This is a genomic window from Cobetia sp. UCD-24C (genome assembly GCF_001306765.1).
In the GTDB taxonomy this organism is placed as follows: Bacteria; Pseudomonadota; Gammaproteobacteria; order Pseudomonadales; family Halomonadaceae; genus Cobetia; species Cobetia amphilecti.
Window position 1 is genome coordinate 363,305 of record NZ_LJTD01000004.1, and the last position, 22,155, is coordinate 385,459.

Consider the following 22,155-nt stretch of genomic DNA (forward strand, 5'->3'; position numbering starts at 1 on the left):
AGTCTTGAGTGAACGGTGTTGCGCCAATGACACCTGCCGGCTTGCCAGCAGGTGTCAGGCAAAAGCGGCTTTACAGTGCCGAAGGCAGCCACAGCGCGATCTGCGGGAAGGCCACCAGCAGCGCGGCCATCACCAGCATCGCGCCCAGATACGGCAGGGTGCCGATGATGACGTCGGCGAAGGCTTCGCCACGCCGTGAGGCCTGCACGATGTAGAGGTTCAGGCCGACTGGCGGGGTGATCAGTGCCAGCTCGACGAACAGGATCATCACGATGCCGAACCACACCTTGTCGTAACCGGCCGCCGCGATCAGCGGAGTGACGATGGGGATGGTGATGACCATCAGCGACAGGGTCTCGATGAAGAAACCGAGCACGATGAACAACGCGATCACCGCCATCAGCAGCGCGAAGGGTCCCAGGTCATAGGCTTCGAGCAGGCCGGTGACCTGCTGGACCATGCCGGAGGAGGCCAGCGCGAAGTTGAGGAAGGAGGCTGCCATGATGATGAACAGGATCATCGAAGTGGTCTTGACGGTGCCATCCAGCGCGCGGCTGATCATCGACAGATTCAGCGAGCGGTTGATGGCGGCGAGGCCCAGCGAGGCCAGCACGCCGATGGCGGCGGCTTCGGTCGGGGTCGCCCAGCCCAGATAGATGGAGCCGACGATGACGATGAACAGCACCAGCAATGGCAGCAGGAACGACAGGCTCTTGATGCGTGTGCTCCAGCTGGCGCTCTGGCGCGGGCCGCCCAGTGACGGCTTCCAGACACACAGCAGCAGCGAGGCCAGCATGAACAGCGCCGCCAGTCCGAGGCCCGGCACCAGGCCGGCCATGAACAGCTTCGGGATGGAGGTCTCGGTCAGGAAGCCATAGACGATCAGGTTGATCGACGGCGGAATCAGGATGCCCAGGGTGCCGCCCGCGGCGATGCTGCCGCAGAACAGCTTGGCGTCATAGCCGAGCTTCTTGCCCTGGGGGAGTGCCACGGTCGAGACCGTCGCCGCCGTTGCCACCGAGGAGCCGGAGGTCGCCGAGAACAGCGCCGAGGTGGTGATGTTGGCGTGCAGCAGGCCGCCCGGCAGCCACGACAGCCAGTGGTCCATGGCGCGGTAGGCCTTCTCGGCGATGCCGGCGCGCACGATGATCTCGCCCATCAGCACGAACAGCGGAATCGCGATCAGCAGGAAGGAGTCCGCTGCAGACCACAGGTTCTGGCCTAGCGCCTTGGTCAGCGGGAAGAAGGAATAGAACTGGTCGATCCCGAAGGCGAGCAGGAAGAGGGTGACCGCAACGGGAATGCCGGCCAGCAGCAGGGTGAGGATACCCACCGAAAGAAAGCCCAACATCAGCGAGTCTCCTTGGTCGTGGAGGCAGCCTGGGCCAGAGCCCCTTCGCTTTCTCCGTGATCGGGGCCGGCCAGTGTCTCGAGCGTGGTGGTATCACGCAGACAGGCGGCAACGAGAACGCGCAGTCCCAGCACGCTGGTGGTGATCGCGAACCAGGCATAACCGGACAGCCACAGCAGCTGCGGAATCCACAGCGGTGTCGCCAGCGGGGTGTTGGCGGTGGAACCGTTGCTCAATGACTTGCCGAGCACCGGCCAGGCATTGATCAGAATCACCCAGGCCACCAGGTTCAGCGCCAGCATCGCGAGGATATCCAGGGTGTGGCGCGAGAAGGCCGGCAGCTTGCCGTGCACGACATCGATACGGATGTGGGCGCGCTCCATCAGGGTGTGGGAAAGGCCCCACGCCGAGAGCATCGCCAGCACATACCCGGCATATTCGTGCACGCCGGGCAGCGGATGATTGAACAGTTGGCGCATCAGGATTTCGGCGCCGATGAAGACCACGACAGCCAGCAGCAACAGGCCCATCAGGCGTGCGGCATGGCGTGATATCGCGCGTGTCAGCGACACGAGGACATCGAGTGCGTGAAGGAAGGAGTTCATGAGTCGGGTCCTGCTGGGGCGCTGAACGAAGGCCGCTTTCTCGAGAAAGTCTGCTTTTGAAAGCTTGCGCTTGAATACACAGGCGCGAGTCGTTCAGCGCTACGTCTCTGGGGAACATGTCTGCCACGTCGGGACAGGGCGGGGCTATCGGCACCTGCTCGCGAACAGGCTTCGGTGAACAGGTGCCGTTGGATCACTCCGCGCTAGCGGTCAGGCCGACGACCTTGCCTACGCTCTCGTTCCAGGTCTTGCGGGTCTCGGCATCGACACGCGCCGCCCAGGCAGGCAGGACGGTGTCTTCGAGCGCCGCACGAGCACGTTTGGCGTCGTCGTCGCTGAAGTCGACCAGCGTCATGTCGGCGCTCTTGCCCAGCGGGCAATCGCCTTCGCCGGTCAGGCAGGCCACGCCACGCGCGGTCTCGCCACGCGCGTTTTCCCACACCGGCGCGGTGAACTCGCTATCCACCTGCTGCTGGATCAGGGTCTGGGTCTCGGCACCCAGGCTCTGCCACTTGTCCTGATTGATGGCGGTGATCACGTAATCCCAGCCGCCCAGCGGCAGCGGCATCAGGTGGCTGGAGACTTCGTGCCAGCCGGCGCTGTAGCCGGAGAGCGAACCGGTGACGGCGCAGTCGATGACGCCACGCTCCAGGGAGCCGGGCACCTCGTTGAAGGCGATGTTGAGACTCTGTGCGCCCAGCGCCTCGATGAACTCACCGGTGGAGCGGCCGCTGGCACGCACCTTCTTGTCCTGCAGGTCATCGAGCCCATCGATCGGGGTGTTGCAGAACAGCACCTGAGCCGGATACGGCACGATCGCCAGTACGTGGCTGTTGAAGCGCTTGTTCATGGTGGACTCCGCCAGGGGGCGGAAAGCCTCGGCGACCTGCTGCGCTTCCTCGGCAGTGGGGGCCATCATCGGCAGATCCAGCCCTTCGAGTTCCGGCGCATCGGACACGGTGTAGTCGGCCACGGTCATGCCGACATCGAAGACACCATCGCCCAGATAGCGATAGACGTCAGAGCCGGGAATACCCATCTGATCGAAGGTGGTCACCTGAGTGCTGAGCTCACCGCTGCTGGCGGCCGGGAGGGTCTCGCTCCAGAACGGCTTCTCGAACTGACGGTTGAGCTCCAGGCTGCTCCAGCTGCCTACCACGTTGAGGGTATCGGCAGCATTGGCGCTACCGGCGGCGGCGAGTGCGAGCCCAAGGGCGGAGAGGGCAAAACGTGTCTTCATGGGAATCACCATTGTTGTTGTGCATCTGGTGTTATCGGAAAAGCTTGTTGGCTACATCTTTGCGGGGTGTGTCTTTTCCGCTGCTGTGCTGTGTTTCGATTCGCGGTGCGTCCCTGCACTGCACCGGGCGTGATGAGTGCGGATTTCTCTTACGCCCGGCAGCACGCCTGGCAGCAGGTCATCCGTACTTGAGACGATGATTGGGAATGTCGGTAATCAGCATGTGGCCCGGGCTATGCGCGATCGCCAATGGCAGTCGGGCATTCTCCAGCGCCAGTTGTGGCGTGACGCCACAGGCCCAGAACACCGGCAGGTCGCTTGTCTCAAGCGTAGGCGTATCGCCGAAGTCGGGGCTTTCGATATCGGAAATACCGATCAAGGCGGGGTCGCCCAGATGGACGGGGGCACCGTGCACACGAGGCATGTCGGTGGTGATCTGGATCGCGCGAATGGCGTGCGCCGCCGACATCGGACGAAGGGATACCACCAGGTTGCCGTGGAAACGACCGGCACTGATCAGCGGGATATTGGTGCGATACATCGGCACGTTGTGCTTCAGGCGCGCATGGCGAACCTCGACACCCTCGTTGAGCAGCGCCTCTTCGAACGAGAACGAGCAGCCGATGGAAAACGCCACGAAATCGTCCTGCCACAGGGCGGCGATATCCTCGCGCGTTTCCTCACGCTTGCCGTGACGGTAGATGTGATAGGCCGGCAGGTCGTGGCGCAGGTCGATGTTCTCACCGAGCCCTGTCGGGACGGGAGAACCGACGGCCGTGACATCCAGCAACGGGCAGGCCTTGGGATTGGCCTGGCAGAATTGCAGGAATTCGCCGGCAGCCTCGGCTGGCAGGATGATCAGGTTGGTCTGGGCGTAGCCGGCAGCGATACCGCTGGTGTGGCTGGCCCAATGACCGCTGCGGATCTGCTCGCGCGCCTCGCGGGGGGACGACGCGGCACTGAGAAGTGTCTGGGGCATCGTGGGGGCTTCTTGTGAAGTTGTTGTTGTCTGTCTTCACCATAAGAACCACACCCGGATAAATCCAATCGATTTTTATCGAGTCAAGCCATCGGAAATTCCTTTCATGTGGTGTGGGTGCTACTATCTCTTCAGTTATAATCTTCAAGATTATTTTTCTTGCTACTGTTAGGTTCTTTGGAGTTGCACATGGAATATTTTTTAAATAGCTATCCGTTTGTGATTGAGCAATCGACAGATTGGTGGGCAGTAGCAATCGGAGCAGCGGCAACATTTGGTGGAGCTTGGTTAGGCGCTAAGGTTGGTGCAACTGGTGGTTATAAAGCGGCTCTTCATGCTGGTATAGCTATCGAGAAGAGAGGGAAATTAGAAGCAATATATGGCTATGTTGATAAAGTCATACACGAGAAAGGAAAATTATATGATAGATTTTATGATGTAGTAACACAAAACAACAATCAGGAAATAATGCGCAATTTTATAAAAGATGAAAGACTCGCTTATGAACCATCACCTTTGTACGAATTACAATCTCTTTGCGACATTTATTTGGAAGATGCAGCAGAGTTTATGAACAAACTAGAAAAAGCGAGAGAAGAGTTTTATCTATGTGCAGCGAGGATTGAAACAGAAGATCTTGATTCTAATGGCTTGGAAGAAGTTAAAGAAAGTGTGATGTACACTCGATCAGATTTCAATGATGCTGTTGAACAGATGAAGATTATGGTTAGAAGACAGCTATGCAATACTGCTAAGTAGTTTTTGTTATTGCTAAGCATCCTATCGCTAGATTTATAGGAGGTTTTATCTAGGGCTTGATTATAATGACATGCTTTCCCCTGTAGAGTTATTGGTATGTACGCGTGTCACCATGTGTAAAAAAACTTAGTATGAATGATATTTTGTAATAGATAGGAGCTTTATCGGCTGCACTCATGAAATTTCACTTATGCGCCTCCTGATCCTGCCTAGCGATCTCGATGGCCAGTTCACACACCCCTTCGGCGAGGGCGCTTTCCATATGGGTCGGCCAAGAGGCGGTGAAGGTCAGCTCGGGCAGGTCGCAGGGCAGGCTGAGCAGGGTGCCCTGGCGGATTTCTTCGGCGACGATACGTGGCGGGATGGCGCCGACGCCCAGGCCATCCAGGGTCATGCGCACGATGGTCCACAAGGAGCTTGAGCAATGCAGCTTCACGTCATCCAGCCCCATCTGATGGAGCATGGAGCCAAGTTCATGGTGGGGCCGACTGTTGCGGGCAAACGAGATCAGCGGCAGAGAATTCAGGCGCCGCAACGAGAAGTTGTCTTCGGTAAAGCCCAGCGCGGGGCTGATCACGAAGCCCATCGTGTAGTTGCAGAGAAAACGATTGAGCACGCTCTCTGCCGTCACCGGCCCCATCAAGAAGGCGAGGTCGATATCGCCGGCGGTAAGCATGGCGGCAAGTCCCGGGGAGCTGTCGACCTCGAGTTCCAACGTGAGGTCCGGATAGCGGCGCGCCAGTTCGGCCAGAAAACCGGGCAGCCAGCTATGCGCGACGGTCTCGACGACGCCCAGTCGCAGCACGCCCTGGAAGGGCGTATTCAACTCCATCATGGATAGCGCTTTCTGGCGCGCTTCCAGCAGTGCCTCGGCGTGGCGATAGAATTCGCGCCCCTTGAGCGTCGGCTGTACCGGTCGGCGAGTGCGCTCCAGCAGGCGGGTCTCCAGCGTGGTTTCCAGCTTGTTGATGCGTTCGGAAATCGAGGGCTGGGTCAGATGCAGGTGCTGGGCGGCCAGCCGGAACGACCCCAGGCGCGTGATCCACACGAAGGCTTCCACTTCCTTGAAATCGAACATGGCCAGATCCTGTCGTGATTGATGCCGCAAGCTTGAGGCTCACATTACCACTCGTTGAGAAATTGCGTTCTCGATGGCGTACATTCCGGTACGATATGGAGCATCGAGAAATGCGTATTTTCATGAAATGGAATGATGATGAAGTCTAGCGTGCGAGTTGTCAGCCTGGTGATGCTGAGTGCCCTTTTCGTGGCAGGGTGCAGTTATACACCGGCGCGGATCGATGCCGAGCCAATCATCGAGATCGGTGATGGACACCATGACCACAAGCGGGGAGGCGGTGACTTCTGCCCGCCGGGGCAGGCCAAGAAAGGTAACTGCTGATCATGTCGAACCAGAAGGAGCCGCTCATGCGGCTCCTTTTTCGTTGTCGATCGCTTCCCGATATGGGCCTCTGGAGTCGCTCGGTCTGCAAGGATATCCTGCGTGATCCGAGTCTTGCCTCTTCCTCCACTGCTGCTGGCGGGTACTGTCTCCATGCTCAATCCCAAGGCGCTGACGGCGCTGAATGAAATCATCCGCCGGGGCTCACTGCGGCGCGCGGCGCGACATCTGAATCTCGACCCTTCAGCGGTGAGTCGCCAGATCAAGCAGCTGGAAGAAGAGGTGGGTGTCGCGTTGTGCGAGCGCAGCGAGACGGGCATGCGCGCCACCCAGGCCGGGGTGTTGCTGCTGGATCACTTTCATCGTCAGCAGGCGGCGGAGGCGGCAGCGCTCTCGCAGCTGAGCGCCTTGCAGGGCCTGCGCAGTGGTGAGGTGAGAATCGCGGTGGGCGAAGGCTTCATTGCCGACCTGATCTCGCTGCCGTTGCAGAGCTTCATGGCACGTCATCCCGGCATCGAGGTCGTGGTGCGCATGGCGGGGGTGAATGAGGCGACTGAGCTGTTGCGCGACTTCGAGGTGGATATCGCGCTGCTCTATGCCCCGCCTGTCGATCCGATTCTTTGTTGTCATGTGGAGACCTGCCAGCCGCTGGATCTGATCGTGCCGGCGGAGCATCCGCTACTCGAGATCGCAGAGCCGTTGACGCTTTCGCAGGTGGCGCAATGGCCGCTGGCGTTGATCGATGAATGCACCGGCATGCGTCAGATGGTCAATCAGGCGGCGCAGCAGGAGCGGGTCTCGCTGCGCGCGCAGTTGCGCACCAATTCCGTGTCGGTGCTCAAGAATTTCGTGCGTTCGGGAATCGGCGTGACCTTCATGCCGGAGTTGAGCGTGGTGGAGGAGCTGCGGCGCGGTGATATCTGCCTGCTGCCGATGCAGCACTCCGCGCTGGCGACGACCCGTGCGCAGATGTGTACGCGGCGTGGGCGCGAGATGACCGTCGCCGTCGAGGCCTGCGTCACCCATCTTCAGCAGGGCCTGCGATTCTTTACCGCGGATGCGCCACGCCTGCTGGGCAAGTGATAATTGTTGCGTCCAGTCATTCGGGAGTCTCGTATCAGAAGTTGGGCAGGGTGATATCTCATGACAACAATTTCTGATACGAGGACTTCCTCCGATGCTGAGCCCCCTCAAGAAAGCACTGGCGCTGGCAGCGCTTCCTTTCAGTCTGCAGGCCCAGGCCTATGAGATAGAACCTCTCGGAGAAGGGCTCTATCGCTTCATTGATGACAGGCATCGCTCAGTATTCATGATCACCGATCACGGCGCGCTGGTGACGGACCCGATGAATCACGCCGCGGCGACCTGGTTGAACAACGAGATCAAGCAGCGCTTCGACACGCCGGTGCGTTATGTGGTGTATAGCCACAACCACAGCGATCACATCTATGGCGGAGAGGTCTTCGACACGCCGGATACCACCTTTATCGCGCACCGGCTGGCGGCTCAGGACATCGCCAATACCAAGGCGCAGACCGTACAGCCGGATCTGGTCTTCGATGATGAAATGACCTTGCGACTGGGCGGCAAGGAAGTCCAGCTGCGTTATCACGGCCCGAATGACGGGCGCGGTTCGATCAGCATGTACTTCCAGGATCATGCCACGATGTTCGTGGTGGACTGGATCGTCATCGGGCGTATGCCGTGGCAGAAACTCTGGAGTTACGATATCCAGGGCATGATCAACTCGACGCGTGAAGTGCTGGAATACGACTTCGATACCTTCGTTGGCGGGCATGCCGAGGTGGGTGACCACGCGGATGTCGAACGTTATCTGGCGTATCTTGAATCGCTGTATTCCCAGGTGACGGACGGCATTCTCGCCGGCAAGTCACTGGAGCAGATTCAGCAGGAGGTCGATCTCTCCGAGTACAGTGATCTGGCTCAGTATGTGGAGTGGGTCGGCCTCAATATCGAGGGCGTGCATGAGCGCCTGATGGAAGAGTCCGGCATGGGCTGGCGCAGTGATCTCAAGGAAGAGCATACCCACTGACGATGTAGCGCCGCGTTCAGCACTGCTTCATTCAGCACTGCTTCATTCAGTACTGCTTCATTCAGTACTGCTTCGTTCAACACGGCCTCGCCGTGTCGTTGAAATGGCCCCGAAAGCTTCGGTTTTCGGGGCCATTGGCGTCTGTGGGAACGTCAAGGCAGAGTTGTGCCGGTCCGGTCCGGCGGGTGTGGACGAAAAAACAACACTCAGGCGATTGATTAGTCTACAGCGGCAACGCTACTTTCGAGGTGTGAAGGCGAAAGTCCCTCACCTTGACTGGCCGCAGGGCCACACTGACAAAGGCGGCGTCACTCCCGCCGCATACAACGAATATTTACAACAACAAAAGGGAATCCACATGTCCTTGTCCAAGACATCTCTGCTGCGCAAGACGCTTACCGGTTCCACTCTGGCGCTCAGCCTGCTGGCGGCCAGCGTGCAGGCCCAGACCATCAACCTCAGCTACAACGGTGCACCGGATGCCGACAAGAACGCGGTGCATGTCTTTGCCAGCAATCTGAAGACCCTGGTGGAAGAGAAGACCGATGGCGAGTTGGAACTCAAGCTCTATCCCAACAGCATGCTGGGCGAGGAGCAGGAGCGCATGGAGCAGGTGATCAGCGCCCCGAACCTGAACATCGCCTCCTTCGCAGGCATGGCTCCCATCGTGCCGGAAGTCTATGTCAGCGCGACGCCGTTCATGTTCGACGGCTTTGATGAGGCGCGCCGTTTCTTCGATGAGGGGCAGTACTGGCAGCAAGTGCAGCAGCTGTTCAGCGAGCGCACCAATGGCGCCGAGATTCTGGCCGTCGTGGAGGAAGGGGGCTTTCTGGCCTTCACCAACGACAAGCGCCCGATCACCAGCCCTGATGATTTCGAAGGCCTGCGTTTTCGCGCGATGGACCCAAGCCAGGTAGCGCTCTACGAGGCCTTCGGCGCCTCGGGCACGCCGATTCCGTGGACGGAGGTCTACATGGCGCTGCGCACGGGGGTGGCGGATGGTCAGATGAACCCGCCGATGTACATCCTGCTGGGCAGTCTGCAGGAAGTGCAGAAGTACCTGACACTGGCCAACATCCAGTATTCCGATCAGTTCCTGGTCGCCAATGGTCAGTTGCTCGAGAGCCTGTCGGATGAGGAGCGCACGGCACTTCTCGAGGCGGTTCAGGAAGCCAATGCCCAGGCCCGTCAGGACAACCAGAGCCAGGTCGAATCACGCATCGCCTCGCTGGAAGAGCAGGGCATGCAAGTGATCCGCCCGAGCGAAGCTGATCTCGAGGCATTTCGCAGCAAGGGCCAGCCGGCCTATCTCGAGTGGCTCAAGAGCCAGGACATCGCGCCAGAGCTGATCGATACCGCCATGAAGGATGCCGGCCTGTCCTCGTGATGGTCTGTTGCGATGGTCTTTCGAGATGGCTTGTCGCGATGGTCTGTTGCGATGACCTGACACGCTGACTCGGTGTAGGGCGAGTGACGCTCAAGCATCAGCGAGCATCCCGCTGCGGTACCCGGTGCCCGGGCAATGACAGTCCGGGCATCGAGGCTCTGAATTTCCCTCCTTGCTGGTGGATTGCGGTAAATGACTTCCATGACTCCTTCACGACAGCCTTCCCTGCGGGAAGGCCTGCTGCTTGCCTGTGGCCGCGTGACACTGGCGATAGCGGCGGTACTGCTGGCTTCCACGGTGCTGATCATACTTTACGGCGTGGTGATGCGCTATGTACTGGGCGGCGCGCCCATCTGGGTCGATGAGCTGACCCGCTATCTCATCATCGCCAGTGTCATGCTGGCGATCGGCGTCGTCTGGGCAGAAGGGGCGCACATGCGCGTGGCGCTGCTGGAACGGCGTCTGCCTCCGCGCATGGCCACGGCGCTGATCCATTACCAGTGGTGGCTGACGCTCGTGCTGATGGCGGGCGCGACCTGGATGACCTGGCACTACGCCATGTCGGCAAGCATGTTCCGCACCATGGGACTGGGCGTCAGTCGCAGCGTACCAATGCTGTCGATGCCGATCGGCTTCGCGCTGATCACGGTGCAGGTCCTGCTGCATGGCCCACGGCCGCTGACATCCCCGGCGCTTGAGATCGCGCCGGACGAGGAGGTCGACGAGCCTGCGACACACGATGACAGGACAGGAGGGCCACGCACATGATCTGGGCAATGTTGGCCATCTTCGTCGTGCACGTGCTGCTGGGCCTGCCGCTGTTTCTCTCCCTGCTCGTCACCGCCGTGACCGGCTTTCTGTTCGTCGATATTTCGATGCTGGAGCGCCTTGGGCCGCAGCAGTTCTTCGGCGGCATCAATGCCTTCTCGCTGATGGCGATTCCGCTGTTCATTCTCGCCGGCAACCTGATGAACATCAGTGGCCTGACAGAACGCCTCATGCGTCTGGCACGCCTGATGGTCGGACATCTGCGCGGTGGCATGGGCCATGTCAACGTCGTTTCCAGCGTGTTCTTCGCTGGCGTCAATGGCTCGGCGGTTGCCGATACCTCCGCGCTGGGCTCGCTACTGGTGCCGGCCATGCGCAAGGAGGGCTATTCGACTTCCTTTGCCGCAGGTCTGACGGCGGGCAGCTCGTTGATCGGGCCGATCATCCCGCCCAGCATCTTCATGATCCTCTACGCCTCGCTGACCAACACCTCCGTGGGCAGCCTGTTCCTGGCCGGTGTCGTACCCGGTCTGGTGCTGGCGGTGGCGTTCATGGCGATGAATGCCTGGTATGCCCGGCGTCATGGTCTGCAGGCACGTGGCCAGGCACCGGCACGTCGCGAAGTGATCGCGGCAGTCGTCGGGGCACTGCCGGCGCTGGTGGCACCGGTAATCATCGTCTCCGGCATCGTGCTGGGCATCGTGACCCCGACCGAATCCGGCGCCTTGATCGTGGCCTATGTGCTGCTCTGCGGCTTGTGCCAGGGGCCGCTCAAGCTTGTCGATGTGTGGGGTGCCATCAAGGACACGGCCCGTCTGACCAGCGCCATCTTCGTGATCATGGCGGTGTCGTCCATCGTCAGCTGGCTGCTGTCCTATGCCCAGGTGCCCAATCAGTTCGTGGCATTGCTGACACCCTATATCGACAGCCCGATCCTGATCCTGCTGCTGCTCAGCGCCATCACCTTCGTCACCGGCATGTTCATGGAGGAAGTCTCGGCCTTGATGCTGCTGACGCCGATCTTCGTGCCCGTGGCCATGGCCGCTGGCATCGACCCCGTGCACCTGGGGGTCATCATCACGCTCAATATCACCATCGCGCTGATCACGCCGCCGATGGGCGCCTGCGTGTTCGTGGCCGCCGCGGTCAGCAAGCTCGAGATCACCTCGCTGTTTCGTACCATCTGGCCGTTCGTGCTGGTAGCGGTCGCGGTGCTGCTGATGCTGATCATCTTCCCGCCTCTTACCCTGTGGTTGCCGACCCTGTCTGGATAACAACTCATGACGTCAACATTGAATCGCCCAATTCCCCCCATCCCGAGTCATGACGAGCCGGACTGGACGCAGGTCACCCGAATCCCCGTCAAGGGCTGTGACAGTACTCTGGTGCCGACCAGCCTCGGGCCGTCATGTCTGAAGGTCTATCCCGCCTACGCGCGCCTCGGTATCCCCGGGGCGGTCAATGAATGTCTGGTGCGGCGTGCGGTGTATCAGCGCCTGTTGCAGGCCGCGCGCGCCTTGCCGCAAGGGCTGTCGTTGGTGGTGATGGATGGCTGGCGTCCCTGGCGGGTGCAGCAGTATCTGTTCGAGACGCTGTATCAGTCGCTCAAGACGCATGATCCTGAGTTGGATGAGGCCCAGCTGCTGGCGCGTACGCGCGAATTCGTCTCGCTGCCCAGCCGTGACCCGGACGCGCCGAGTCCGCATCTCACCGGTGGCGCCGTCGATGTCACCCTGTGTGACGCCGATGGCTTGCTGCTCGAGATGGGGACGCTGTTTGACGAGGCGACCCCCGAGTCCCACGCCGATCATTTCGAGCGTCATCCGCCTGCCGGCGATACGCCCCAGGCCGAGGCACGCGACAACCGGCGTCTGCTCTATCACGTCATGACCGAGGCCGGTTTCACCAATCTGCCCAGCGAATGGTGGCACTTCGATTTCGGTGATCAGCTCTGGGCCTGGTACCGCGGCGAGCCCGAGGCGTTGTTCGGCCCGGCGGAGATGGACAGCATCGAGAGTCTCTGGAAACGCTCACTGGCGTGAAGGTGTCAGAGCATGCCTGACAGCCGCTGGCCTGCAAGACACGAAAGCCCCGCTCGATGGCGACTCGAGCGGGGCTTTCGTTTCAGCGTCTTATGCGATCAGCGTCAGCGAGTCGTGCCTGATGCTCAGCTGACGATCTCGGCCTGATCGAGCATGGCGTGGAAGAGCACGTTGCAGCCGGCGTGCAGGTCCTTGGGCGCGGCGTTCTCGATCTCGTTGTGGCTGATGCCGCCTTCGCAGGGGACGAAGATCATGCCGGCGGGAGCGATACGGCCCATGAAGATGGCGTCGTGGCCGGCGCCGCTGACGATGTCGAGATGCGAGTAGCCGAGCTGGCTGGCGGCGTTGCGCACCGCGTTCACGCAGTTGTCGGCGAAGTGTTCCGGCACGAAGTCGGCGGTGGGGGTGAGCTCGTAGGTCAGACGATGCCGCTGACTGACGGCTTCGACGACTTCTTTCAGCTCCGCGACCATTGCGGTGAGGGAGTCGGGTTCCAGCGAGCGCAGGTCGATGGTCATGTTGACCTGCCCGGGGATGACGTTGCGCGAGCCCGGGTGGACCTGCATCACACCCACGGTACCGCGACCGTGCGGCGCGTGATCGATGGCGATGCGATTGACGGCGACGGTGATCTCGGCGGCGCCAAGCATGGCGTCCTGGCGCAGTGACATGGGCGTGGGGCCCGCGTGCGCCTCCTGACCGGTCAGGGTCAGATCGAACCAGCGCTGACCCAGCGCGCCCATCACCACGCCGATGGTGGTCGCTTCATCTTCCAGAATCGGGCCCTGCTCGATGTGGCTCTCGAAGAAGGCGCGTACGTTCTCGCGGGGGGTCTCATCGCTGCCGCGATAGCCGATGGCGTCCAGTGCCTCACCGGCGGTCACGCCGTCGCAGTCCTTCTGGGCGAGCATCTCATGCAGTGACAACTGGCCGGTATGCACGCCGGACCCCATCATGCAGGGCGCGAAGCGACAGCCTTCTTCATTGGTCCAGACCACCACTTCCACCGGGCAGCGGGTCTTGATGTCGTGCTGGTTGAGGCTACGCAGGACCTCAAGCCCGGCCATCACCCCGAAGCAGCCATCGAACTTGCCGCCGGTCGGCTGGGTATCAATGTGGCTGCCGGTCATCACCGCCGGTGCGTCCGGATCGGTGCCGGCGCGGCGCGCGAAGATGTTGCCGATGGCATCGATACGGATCGTGCAACCCTCGGCCTTGCACCACTGAATGAAGAGGTCGCGCGCCTGGCGGTCCAGCTCGGTCAGCGCCTGGCGGTTGACTCCGCCCTTGGGCGTGGCGCCCAGCTCGGCCAGGGTCATCAGTGATTGCCACAGGCGATCGCTGTCGGTACGCAGCTCGCTCAGGGTATTCGCGGGTGATGTGTCCATCTGGGCAGTGGTCATCGGCTTTATCCTCTCGTGGATATTGTTGTTGTGCTTCCGGTTCCGCTTTTGTTTTGGTCCAGGCTTCGGGTCAGGTTCTGCTGTCGGCCATCAGCTGCGCGGGGGTGACGAGCAACTGGTCGGCCATTTCCACCTCGAGTGCCGTCATGTGGTGCTCGGCATCCTGCATGTGTTCTGTCATGAGCTGTCTGACCTGCTCATGGTCCTGGTGGCGAAACGCCGTGATCAGGCCGGAGTGGTAATGCTGATTGGCCTGGTCGAACTGCTTGCGCTCCGGCAGGTAGGCTTTCTTGATGACGACCAGCTCATGCAGCATGTCGTTGAGGAACTGGCACATGAAGCTGAGCAGCGGGTTGGGGCAGGCGCGGGCCAGCACCTGATGGAATTCGATTTCCAGGAAGCGCTGGCGCCGCTGGTCCTCGTCCTGTGGCTGGTGGCAACTGCAGTCATGGACATTGTTCTCGAGCGCCACCAGGTCCTCTTCGCTGAGCAGGCCCACCACCGATACTGCCATCTCGACTTCCAGCAGTCGGCGTAGCTGATAGACCTGGGCGCCATTGAGCGTCTTGAAATGCAGGAAGCTCCTCAGCATGCGGCTGGCCGGTTCCATGCTTGGCGCATTGAGCACGGCGCCGCCATTGGGCCCCGTCTTCAGGGTGATCAAGCCCTCGACCTCGAGAATCTTGAGGGCTTCGCGCAGCGTGCCCTTGGCGCAGCCGTACTGGGCCATCAGCGCCTTCTCGTTGGGCAGCCGGTCGCCTTCGCTCAACCCATCGCGCACGATGCTGCGCCTCAGGTCATCACTGATCAGCTCGGCCAGCTTCTGCCGCTTGGGCAGGTGGGCGCCGGAGGCGTTGGCACTGGTGCTGGTGCTGGCACGTGAAGTGTCCAGGGGGGAGGGCGATGTCGGCATGCGATGTCCTGAGCGGCAGCGAGTCAGTTATATTTATTCGTATAAATAAGCTTTAGTCGCGGACTCGAGTGCTGTCAAACCCCAAGGTGGCCTCAAGCGTTGCGCAGGCGATCACGCCATTGATGCGTCGCATCAAAGGCAGCGCATTGGCGAAGTCATGCGTGTCAGTCTTGAAAAGCGCCTGGTCTGACATAAGGTTTCTATATTCGACCCCGCTAAAGGAGGCCCTATGGAAACGCATGATCCTCAGCCAACGCGCGACGCCGATATCGTCATCGTCGGTGGCGGCGCCGGCGGACTGGAGCTGGCGGTTCGCCTTGCCAAGGCAGGCCACAAGGACGTCTTGCTGATAGACCGCGACACTAGTCACGTATGGAAGCCACGACTGCATGAGATCGCGGCGGGCCTCGGGCGGCGTCAGGTCGATGAGCTGGGGTATGCCGGTCTGGCCGAGCAGTGGGGGTTCCGCTATGAGTGCGGCACACTCGAAAGCGTGGACTCTGCACAGCGTCAGATCACCCTGGCCGCGATCCCGGGCAGGGAAGATCACGCGAGCGCCGAGGTGCCGGCGCGCGTCAGGGGCTATCGTCAGCTGGTGCTGGCCCTGGGCGGTGTGACGCCTGACATGGGGGTCGAGGGTGTGCTGGAGCATGCCTGCCTGCTGGATTCCCCTGACGATGCCGAGCGCATCGCCCAGCAGTTCTCGCGTGGCCTGCTGGCCAACCATGTGGCGATGGAAACAGCACCGATAGGCGATGCTGGCGTGTCAGCCAGCCAGGGCGGCGCTCAGGTTGGCACTGAGGGAGGCACTCAAGATAGTGCCAAGGAGTCCCCGGGGCGGCCGTATCAGGTGGTGATCGTCGGCTCCGGCGCCACCGGTGTCGAACTGGCCGCCTACCTGCATGAGGCGCGTGGCATGCATGACGCCCCTGCACCCAAGGGCGCGAAGGTCGAGATCACGATTCTCGAGGCCACCGAGACCTTCATGCCCGGTGTCTCACAGGAACTGCGCGAGTCGATCCATCAGCGACTCGAGGAGCAGGGCATCAAGATCGAACTGTCCCGTCAGGTCGCCAAGGTGTCTCCCGGCAGTGTCGAGATCAGTGAAGGCGACGAGTCGGTGACGCGGGACGCGGATCTGGTGGTCTGGGCAGCAGGGCGCGTCGGGCCCGCCATCGTCGAGGAAATCGACGTCCTGGAAAGCAACAAGAAGCGTCAATTCACGGTGACGCCCGGGCTGCAATGCCTTGGCCATGACAGCATCTTCGCGCTGGGCGATTGTGCCAACATCGATGAGGCACCGCTGCCGCCCACCGCTCAGGTGGCCAGCGAGCAGGCCGAGTTTCTCGCCGATGAACTGCCGCGTCGCCAGCAGGGTGAGCCGGCTCAGGCCTTCGAGTTCAAGGACCGCGGTACCTTGCTGTCACTCTCCAGTGCCGGCAGCGTCGGTGAGCTCAGCGGCAAGTTGAGTGACAAGCTGGGCAATGCCCAGGGCAGCAAGGGCAATGATGATCTGCAGGTGAGAGGACGCTTCGCGCGCGCCGCCTATCAAGGGCTGCAGCGCCATCACCAGTTCCTGCTGCTGGGGCCGCTGAAGGGCTCCGCCGAGGTGGTCAGTGACGTGCTGCGCCGAAGCATGGGACCGCGTCTCAAGGTGCACTGAGTCTTGAGCGGGTCTTGAGTGATTCTAGAGTGACTCTTGAGAGAGCCTTTAGAGAGTCGCCACCCAGTAATGACAGGTCGACATGCGCCGTGGTGGATTCCACTGGTGCATGTCGGCCTTGTGCTTTTCAGGGCGTTATTGCTGCGCCGTCGTGTTCAGGAGGTCGTGTTCAGGAGGTCGTGCCCAGCGCGTCATGAGGCACCCTGCGGCGTGATTCTCGCGCTGCTTCGGCTTCTCTCTGCGAGCTGGCCACCGGATAGGTGCCGGGCCTGAGAATCCGCGTGTCCACGTCGTGGATATCACGCAGTCCGCACAGGGCCAGCGTGGTGTCGAGTTCCTTATGGATGATCTCCAGGGACCTGGTCACCCCTTGTTCGCCCATGGCGCCGAGCCCATAGAGGAAGGCGCGACCCAGGTAGACGCCCTTGGCACCCATCGCCACCGCCTTGAGCACATCCTGTCCGGAGCGGATGCCGCCGTCCATGTGGACCTCTGTCCTGTCGCCGACTGCCGCGAGAATGTCCGGCAGGGCGGAGATGGAGGAGGCGGCACCGTCGAGCTGACGTCCGCCGTGATTGGAGACGATCACCGCATCGGCGCCTGCCTGCACGGCCAGCTCGGCATCTTCCGGCTCCATGATGCCCTTGATGATCAGCTTGCCGCCCCAGCGGTCCTTGATCCACTTGATGTCGTCCCAGCTCAGGCTCGGATCGAATTGGCTGGCGGTCCATTTCGAGAGGGAGCTCAGGTTCTCGGCATCCTTCACGTGGCCGGCGATATTGCCGAAGGTGTGGCGCCTGGTCTTGAGCATGCCGGCGCACCAGCGCCACTTGGTGGCCAGATCGAGCACGGTCGCCACGGTAGGGCGAGGGGGCACGCTCAGGCCGTTGATCAGGTCCTTGTGGCGCTGGCCGATGATCTGCAGGTCAGCGGTGAGTACCAGCGCGGAACACTCCGCGGCCTTGGCGCGATCGATCAGCCGTCCGATGTAATCCTTGTCGCGCATCACGTAAAGCTGGAACCAGAAGGGCCGTGAGCTGACCGACGCGACGTCCTCGATGGAACAGATGCTCATGGTCGAGAGCGTGAAGGGAATACCGAAGTCACTCGCCGCGCGCGCGGCCAGCATCTCGCCATCGGCATGCTGCATGCCGGTCAGGCCAGTCGGTGCGATCGCCACCGGCATGGCCACCTCCTCGCCGAGCATCTTCGTGCGCAGAGTGCGATTGTCCATGTCGACCATCACCCGTTGGCGCAGCCCGATCGCGGCGAAGTCGGCCTCATTGGCCCGATAGGTGGACTCCGTCCACGAGCCGGAATCGGCATAGTCGTAGAACATCTTCGGCACGCGGCGTTTCGCCAGGCGTTGCAGGTCATTGATGCAAGTGATGGTCATGCGGGTCTCCATCCGTGGTGGGTCGCGCGGGGGCTGGCAGGGTCGCTTGCGCTACTGTCACCGAATCCGGTCTTGTCCAGCTATAGGCGATACGTCTAGGGGGAAGCGTTCGGGTGGTGGAATTCAATAAAAAAACCGCGCTCAAGCCGGCCGGCCACCCACAAGACAGTCGATTCCTCCTACGCGTGTCGCGGATTGTCATCTTTGCGTGGAATACTAGGGCATTGGGATGATTTCCGAGTGGATGGAGAGATGGCATGGATCAGGCCTGGCCTGAAAGCACGCGCGACAACCTTCGATTTCTGTGCTCGGAAGTGGATAGTCAATATGGCTGGCTGCAGGCGTTCGTGTCCGCGCCGACGGCGGCCATGGCGCGCAAGCTGCTGGAGCGCAAGGGGTACGCCGAGAACCTCTGCCAGCGTATCGAACAGGCATGCCCTGAAGCCCGAAACCAAAAGCGCTCGCACGCGCGGGCCCGCTTCCAGCAGAGCCTGGTCGAGGTCGCCAGTGGTCTGGCACGGCTCAGTGAGCTGGCGCGCAGTTGTCTGCAGCAGCTGATTCGCGTCGATGATGTCCAACTGGTCGATGATGTCGTGCTGGTGAAGTCGCTGCGCCGTGTGCGTCGCGGCATTCTGCGCAGCGAGATGTCGCTGGAGAACGGCTCCCTGTCCCTGGCCCTGAAGCTCGCGCGCAGTCGCGAGAAGCTGAAGCGGGACAGTGAAGGCCGCATCCGGGCACTCACCGGCCAGCTCAAGAAGAAGCGTGCTCCCGCCGAAGACCTGACACATCTGCTGTTCGTGGCCCGGGAAATCAGCCAGATGGGCGAGGTGCTGGGGCAGCTGGGTGAGGCGGTCATCTCGGCAACCCTCGGTCAGTCACTCAACTTCGAGCGCTATGCCTCGCTGACCCACCTGGTCAATGAACTCGGTGATGGCAGTCAGACGGCGGGCGAGATGCGCGTCGACACTTTGGCCGAGACACGTTCCGGCAGCCGGATCTCGGGGATTGCCAGCGAGAAGCCCAATGCGAGGGCTGTCGAGAAGGTCAGTGACAAGGGCAATGACAAGGGCAGGCCGGCCAACGACAAGCAAAAGGGCAGCAAGGCTGGCGAGTCAGGGGGCAGCAAGCAAAAGGGCAGCAAGTCAAAGGACCGCAAGACTGACGCGAGCAAGTCCAAGGGCAGCAAATCCAGGGACCGCAAGCCAACCGGTGATCTGCCGCTGACCTCGCCGGAGTATCTGGCCATCTTCAAGGATGGCCTGGGGCGCAAGGTCGAGGAGGAGCGGCAGGGCGTCGAGCGCTGGCACGACATCTATCCCGGCATCGCCCCCCGCATCCTCTCGCATCATCAGCAGGGCGACAGCGCGGCACTCTTGATTGAGCACCTGCCGGGCATGACCCTCGAGCATCTGTTGATCAACGAATCGTCACGCCTCAATCGTACCGCCCAGCAGGTGCTGGTCGAGACGCTACACTCGGTGTGGACCACCACCCGCCGCGACAAGCCGGTCACTGCAGGGCACATGCGCCAGCTACTCAAGCGGCTGAGTGATGTCTATCAGATCCATCCGGAATTTCGCCACTGCGGTGCCTCGCTGTGCGGGCGCGAGATGCCCTCGCTGGAAGCGTTGATCGAGCAGGCCGCAGGTCTGGAACGTTCGCTCGAGGCTCCCTTCGCCGTCTATATCCACGGCGACTTCAATGTCGACAACATCCTCTTCGATCCGGCGAAGCAGAGCATCCGCTTCATCGATCTTCACCGCTCGGCCTATCAGGACTATGTGCAGGACGTGTCCGTGCACATGGTGTCCCATTACCGTCTTCAATTGACGGATGCGGCGCTGCGGGCCCGTATTCTGGCGCTGGCCCTGAGTTTCGGTCAGCAGATGCGTCGCTTTGCCCATGAGCAGCGCGATACCACCTTTGAATGGCGTCTGGCACTTGGCCTGGCTCGCTCCTTTGCCACCTCGACACGTTTCATCCTCGATGCCGGGCTGGCAGGGCGCATGTTCAACCGCGCACGCTTTATACTCGAGCATGTGCTTGGCGCCGACCCTGAACGGCCGGCCGATTACCGTATTCCCCTGGAGGAGTTGTTCGTTGACTGATTTCAAGATTGGCGTCGTGGGTATTCCCGGCAAGTGGTCGACCGAAGTGCTGGCGGATGCCATCGAAGCACGGACGGGCTTTCGTCTCGTGATCGACATGGCGGCCGTCTCGCTGGACCTGACCCGCAACTGCCTCGAATTCCGTGACTCTGCCGGGGTGCGTCATGACCTGACCGAGTTGGACGCCCTGATCGTCAAGAAGATCAGCGCGGAATATTCCCCGAGCAGCCTGGATCGCCTGGAGTTGCTGCGCGTCGCCGAAGCCAGGGGCGTGCGCGTCTTCAGCAGCGCGGAAAGCATGATTCGTCTGATCGACCGCCTGAGCTGCACCGTCACGCTGGCCAATGCCGACATTCCGATGCCGGCCACTCTGGTCACCGAAGACGTGGCGGCGGCCTGCGAGGCCGTCAAGCGCTTCAAGGCCGCCGTCTTCAAGCCGCTTTTCTCCACTAAGGCGCGGGGCATGTGCATCATCGAGGACACCGGCGATGATGCCGCGCTGGAAGCTGCCGTGCGTGAGTTCGCCGCCGAGCACCCGATGATGTATCTGCAGCAGCGCCTCGACCTGCCGGGGCAGGATTACGGCATGGTCTTCGTCGGTGGCCGTTATCTGTGCAGCTACGCCCGCGTCAGTGGGGGCGATGCCTGGAATACCACCATCCATGCCGGTGGCAAGTACGCGCCCTTCGAGCCCTCTGAGGAGCTGATCGCGCTGGCGCAGCGTGCCCAGGCACCGTTCAAGCTCGACTTCACCACCGTCGATGTCGCGCTGACCGACGATGGCCCGATCATCTTCGAAGTCTCGGCCTTCGGTGGCTTCCGCGGGGCGCTGGAAGGTGCCGGTGTCGATGCGGCAGCCGCCTATCTCGATCATGTGATGGAGTGTCTGGCATGAACGCGACGACCTGTGACAGCCCGGCCAGCCTTGCCTCGCTGCCCTTTGCAGAGTGGACGGCCGCCGCCTGCTTCACGGCGCTGACGCCGTCGCGCCAGTGCCTGAGCGAGGCGCTGCTGTTCGAGGTGGATGACTTTCGCCTGTGCGTGATGACGGACAAGCCGCGGCTGCTGCAACGTCTGGCGACATATTTTCGCCATTGCGCGCGCCTCGTGGCGCTCGACAATGTGCCGATAGAAGTCAAGCTCGTGCATGTGCTCAAGGCACCGGCACTCAAGGACATGCCATTGGCAGCGAGGCTCGGCATCGTGCCCGAGGCCTTCGTCGATTGGATGCCGGAACCTGGCAAGACACGCCGCAAGGACGCCATCATCGACTTGGCCGACGGGCGCCTGATCCACAAGGTGCGCACGGGCATGGCTTTTCTGCGCAGCGATGTCCACAACCTGGCGTTCGGGCCCTGTGAAGATAATGAAAGCCAGGTGATCAACTTCCTGCTCAATCTGCACATGTCGTATCTGCAGCAGAATGATGGCTTGATTTGTCACGCCTCGGCGCTGTCGAAAGGCGATCGCGCGGTGGCCATCGCTGCCTTCTCGGGCGGCGGGAAGTCCACCACCATGGTGACGGCACTCGACAATCCTAAGTTCGACTTCATCAGCAATGACCGGCTGTTCCTGGACCGGCCGGGGCGGGAGGGAACGCTGCGTGCCCGCGGCGTGGCCAAGTTGCCACGCATCAATCCCGGCACCATGCTCAACAATCCGCGGCTGCGCCCGCTGCTGGACCCCGCGCGTATCGCAGGCTATGAAGCGATGCCGCAAGAAGCGCTATGGGACCTGGAAGAGAAGCACGATCTGATCATCGAGGACGTCTACGGCCCCGGGCGTATCCGCGCCAGCGGCGAGCTTGCGGCCATGGTGATACTTAACTGGACGCGCGGCAGCGAGGCGCCGCTCGAGGTGCGCGAGGTCGAGGTCAGCCGCAGCGAAGCGCTGATACGCGCGGTGATGAAGACACCGGGGCCCTTCCACCAGCAGCGGGATGGCCGTTTCGTGCCCAATGGCGCGAGCCTTGATCCCGCGCCGTATCTGGAGCGCCTGGCGGGAACCCGCGTGCTTGAGGTGACCGGGCGTGTGGACTTCGCCGTGCTGGTCGAGAACCACCTGACCCCCTTGCTGGAGGCTTGAA

General features: G+C 61.5%; 20 protein-coding genes. 12 read left to right on the forward strand and 8 right to left on the reverse strand.

Features of this window, described 5'->3' with window-relative positions; all coding sequences use genetic code 11:
- Positions 1–70: 70 nt before the first annotated feature.
- The 4 genes from AOG28_RS07965 to AOG28_RS07980 all read right to left on the reverse strand — a co-directional run bounded on the left by AOG28_RS07965 (position 71) and on the right by AOG28_RS07980 (position 4,175).
- The gene (locus AOG28_RS07965; RefSeq protein ID WP_054555981.1) at positions 71–1,351 is read right to left on the reverse strand and encodes a TRAP transporter large permease; all 1,281 of its coding nucleotides are present in this window, start codon (positions 1,349–1,351) and stop codon (positions 71–73) included.
- Positions 1,351–1,956 carry a TRAP transporter small permease subunit gene (locus AOG28_RS07970; protein WP_054555982.1) on the reverse strand — a complete coding sequence of 202 codons (606 nt, stop codon included), beginning with the start codon at positions 1,954–1,956 and terminating at the stop codon, positions 1,351–1,353. Before AOG28_RS07970 ends, AOG28_RS07965 begins: the two co-directional genes overlap by 1 nt.
- Positions 1,957–2,149: 193 nt before the next feature.
- Positions 2,150–3,196: a TRAP transporter substrate-binding protein gene (locus tag AOG28_RS07975; RefSeq protein WP_152965367.1), complete on the reverse strand. Its 1,047-nt coding sequence runs from the start codon at positions 3,194–3,196 to the stop codon at positions 2,150–2,152.
- 178 nt (positions 3,197–3,374) lie between these two features.
- Entirely contained in the window at positions 3,375–4,175 is an 801-nt protein-coding gene (locus tag AOG28_RS07980) for a putative hydro-lyase (RefSeq protein WP_054555984.1), read from the reverse strand.
- 189 nt (positions 4,176–4,364) lie between these two features.
- On the opposite strand from AOG28_RS07980, the gene AOG28_RS18180 reads away from it, so the two are divergent.
- Positions 4,365–4,934, forward strand: coding sequence for a hypothetical protein (locus tag AOG28_RS18180; RefSeq protein WP_152965368.1), 570 nt, complete (start codon positions 4,365–4,367; stop codon positions 4,932–4,934).
- Between the two features lie 184 nt (positions 4,935–5,118).
- Here the strand turns inward: AOG28_RS18180 and AOG28_RS07985 are convergent, their stop codons facing one another.
- Complete coding sequence (locus AOG28_RS07985) at positions 5,119–6,012, reverse strand: LysR family transcriptional regulator (protein WP_054555985.1); 894 nt, start codon at positions 6,010–6,012, stop codon at positions 5,119–5,121.
- 132 nt (positions 6,013–6,144) lie between these two features.
- Here AOG28_RS07985 and AOG28_RS07990 point away from each other — a divergent pair, with 132 nt between their 5' ends.
- The 7 genes from AOG28_RS07990 (at position 6,145) to AOG28_RS08020 (ending at position 12,586) form a co-directional block, all read left to right on the forward strand.
- The gene (locus AOG28_RS07990) at positions 6,145–6,336 is read left to right on the forward strand and encodes a hypothetical protein (RefSeq protein WP_043332127.1); all 192 of its coding nucleotides are present in this window, start codon (positions 6,145–6,147) and stop codon (positions 6,334–6,336) included.
- A 114-nt stretch (positions 6,337–6,450) separates the two neighbouring features.
- Positions 6,451–7,419 (forward strand): LysR family transcriptional regulator, encoded by a 969-nt coding sequence (locus tag AOG28_RS07995; protein ID WP_235506989.1) that lies wholly within the window; start codon positions 6,451–6,453, stop codon positions 7,417–7,419.
- A gap of 94 nt (positions 7,420–7,513) precedes the next feature.
- Positions 7,514–8,389, forward strand: a complete 876-nt coding sequence (locus AOG28_RS08000; protein ID WP_054555986.1) for an MBL fold metallo-hydrolase — start codon at positions 7,514–7,516, stop codon at positions 8,387–8,389.
- 358 nt (positions 8,390–8,747) lie between these two features.
- Complete coding sequence (gene dctP / locus AOG28_RS08005) at positions 8,748–9,776, forward strand: TRAP transporter substrate-binding protein DctP (protein ID WP_054555987.1); 1,029 nt, start codon at positions 8,748–8,750, stop codon at positions 9,774–9,776.
- A 201-nt stretch (positions 9,777–9,977) separates the two neighbouring features.
- A complete protein-coding gene (locus AOG28_RS08010) occupies positions 9,978–10,544 on the forward strand; it encodes a TRAP transporter small permease (RefSeq protein WP_054555988.1) in 567 nt (188 codons plus the stop codon).
- The gene (locus AOG28_RS08015; protein WP_054555989.1) at positions 10,541–11,818 is read left to right on the forward strand and encodes a TRAP transporter large permease; all 1,278 of its coding nucleotides are present in this window, start codon (positions 10,541–10,543) and stop codon (positions 11,816–11,818) included. The genes AOG28_RS08010 and AOG28_RS08015 overlap by 4 nt, the downstream gene beginning before the upstream one ends.
- A gap of 6 nt (positions 11,819–11,824) precedes the next feature.
- Complete coding sequence (locus AOG28_RS08020; RefSeq protein WP_082388506.1) at positions 11,825–12,586, forward strand: M15 family metallopeptidase; 762 nt, start codon at positions 11,825–11,827, stop codon at positions 12,584–12,586.
- Between the two features lie 125 nt (positions 12,587–12,711).
- On the opposite strand, the gene AOG28_RS08025 is transcribed toward AOG28_RS08020, so the two are convergent.
- Both AOG28_RS08025 and AOG28_RS08030 read right to left on the reverse strand, forming a co-directional pair.
- Positions 12,712–13,989, reverse strand: coding sequence for a Zn-dependent hydrolase (locus tag AOG28_RS08025; RefSeq protein WP_152965369.1), 1,278 nt, complete (start codon positions 13,987–13,989; stop codon positions 12,712–12,714).
- A 70-nt stretch (positions 13,990–14,059) separates the two neighbouring features.
- On the reverse strand, positions 14,060–14,902 hold the full coding sequence (locus AOG28_RS08030; RefSeq protein ID WP_082388508.1) for a FadR/GntR family transcriptional regulator: 843 nt from the start codon (positions 14,900–14,902) through the stop codon (positions 14,060–14,062).
- A gap of 229 nt (positions 14,903–15,131) precedes the next feature.
- On the opposite strand from AOG28_RS08030, the gene AOG28_RS08035 reads away from it, so the two are divergent.
- Positions 15,132–16,565 (forward strand): NAD(P)/FAD-dependent oxidoreductase, encoded by a 1,434-nt coding sequence (locus tag AOG28_RS08035; RefSeq protein WP_054555991.1) that lies wholly within the window; start codon positions 15,132–15,134, stop codon positions 16,563–16,565.
- A 169-nt stretch (positions 16,566–16,734) separates the two neighbouring features.
- On the opposite strand, the gene AOG28_RS08040 is transcribed toward AOG28_RS08035, so the two are convergent.
- Positions 16,735–17,961: an alpha-hydroxy acid oxidase gene (locus tag AOG28_RS08040; RefSeq protein WP_200906755.1), complete on the reverse strand. Its 1,227-nt coding sequence runs from the start codon at positions 17,959–17,961 to the stop codon at positions 16,735–16,737.
- Between the two features lie 257 nt (positions 17,962–18,218).
- Between AOG28_RS08040 and AOG28_RS08045 the strand changes: the two genes are divergently transcribed.
- From AOG28_RS08045 to AOG28_RS08055, 3 genes are read left to right on the forward strand one after another with little or no spacing between them, the layout of a single operon-like run.
- Entirely contained in the window at positions 18,219–20,069 is a 1,851-nt protein-coding gene (locus AOG28_RS08045) for an aminoglycoside phosphotransferase family protein (protein ID WP_054555992.1), read from the forward strand.
- Positions 20,062–20,964, forward strand: coding sequence for a GAK system ATP-grasp enzyme (locus AOG28_RS08050; protein ID WP_054555993.1), 903 nt, complete (start codon positions 20,062–20,064; stop codon positions 20,962–20,964). The genes AOG28_RS08045 and AOG28_RS08050 overlap by 8 nt, the downstream gene beginning before the upstream one ends.
- Complete coding sequence (locus tag AOG28_RS08055; RefSeq protein WP_054555994.1) at positions 20,961–22,154, forward strand: HprK-related kinase B; 1,194 nt, start codon at positions 20,961–20,963, stop codon at positions 22,152–22,154. Before AOG28_RS08050 ends, AOG28_RS08055 begins: the two co-directional genes overlap by 4 nt.
- Position 22,155 lies beyond the last annotated feature (1 nt).

What these genes read in the sequence shown, in the direction of transcription:
- AOG28_RS08040 (WP_200906755.1), bottom strand. Translation starts at nt 17,961, where the DNA reads ATGACCATCACTTGCATCAATGACCTGCAACGCCTGGCGAAACGCCGC.
- AOG28_RS08000 (WP_054555986.1), top strand. Translation starts at nt 7,514, where the DNA reads ATGCTGAGCCCCCTCAAGAAAGCACTGGCGCTGGCAGCGCTTCCTTTC.
- AOG28_RS08055 (WP_054555994.1), top strand. Translation starts at nt 20,961, where the DNA reads ATGAACGCGACGACCTGTGACAGCCCGGCCAGCCTTGCCTCGCTGCCC.
- AOG28_RS08035 (WP_054555991.1), top strand. Translation starts at nt 15,132, where the DNA reads ATGGAAACGCATGATCCTCAGCCAACGCGCGACGCCGATATCGTCATC.
- AOG28_RS07970 (WP_054555982.1), bottom strand. Translation starts at nt 1,956, where the DNA reads ATGAACTCCTTCCTTCACGCACTCGATGTCCTCGTGTCGCTGACACGC.
- AOG28_RS08025 (WP_152965369.1), bottom strand. Translation starts at nt 13,989, where the DNA reads ATGACCACTGCCCAGATGGACACATCACCCGCGAATACCCTGAGCGAG.
- AOG28_RS07990 (WP_043332127.1), top strand. Translation starts at nt 6,145, where the DNA reads ATGATGATGAAGTCTAGCGTGCGAGTTGTCAGCCTGGTGATGCTGAGT.
- AOG28_RS07985 (WP_054555985.1), bottom strand. Translation starts at nt 6,012, where the DNA reads ATGTTCGATTTCAAGGAAGTGGAAGCCTTCGTGTGGATCACGCGCCTG.
- AOG28_RS08030 (WP_082388508.1), bottom strand. Translation starts at nt 14,902, where the DNA reads ATGCCGACATCGCCCTCCCCCCTGGACACTTCACGTGCCAGCACCAGC.
- AOG28_RS08045 (WP_054555992.1), top strand. Translation starts at nt 18,219, where the DNA reads ATGGATCAGGCCTGGCCTGAAAGCACGCGCGACAACCTTCGATTTCTG.
- AOG28_RS07975 (WP_152965367.1), bottom strand. Translation starts at nt 3,196, where the DNA reads ATGAAGACACGTTTTGCCCTCTCCGCCCTTGGGCTCGCACTCGCCGCC.
- AOG28_RS08010 (WP_054555988.1), top strand. Translation starts at nt 9,978, where the DNA reads ATGACTCCTTCACGACAGCCTTCCCTGCGGGAAGGCCTGCTGCTTGCC.
- AOG28_RS07980 (WP_054555984.1), bottom strand. Translation starts at nt 4,175, where the DNA reads ATGCCCCAGACACTTCTCAGTGCCGCGTCGTCCCCCCGCGAGGCGCGC.
- dctP (WP_054555987.1), top strand. Translation starts at nt 8,748, where the DNA reads ATGTCCTTGTCCAAGACATCTCTGCTGCGCAAGACGCTTACCGGTTCC.
- AOG28_RS08020 (WP_082388506.1), top strand. Translation starts at nt 11,825, where the DNA reads ATGACGTCAACATTGAATCGCCCAATTCCCCCCATCCCGAGTCATGAC.
- AOG28_RS07965 (WP_054555981.1), bottom strand. Translation starts at nt 1,351, where the DNA reads ATGTTGGGCTTTCTTTCGGTGGGTATCCTCACCCTGCTGCTGGCCGGC.
- AOG28_RS18180 (WP_152965368.1), top strand. Translation starts at nt 4,365, where the DNA reads ATGGAATATTTTTTAAATAGCTATCCGTTTGTGATTGAGCAATCGACA.
- AOG28_RS08015 (WP_054555989.1), top strand. Translation starts at nt 10,541, where the DNA reads ATGATCTGGGCAATGTTGGCCATCTTCGTCGTGCACGTGCTGCTGGGC.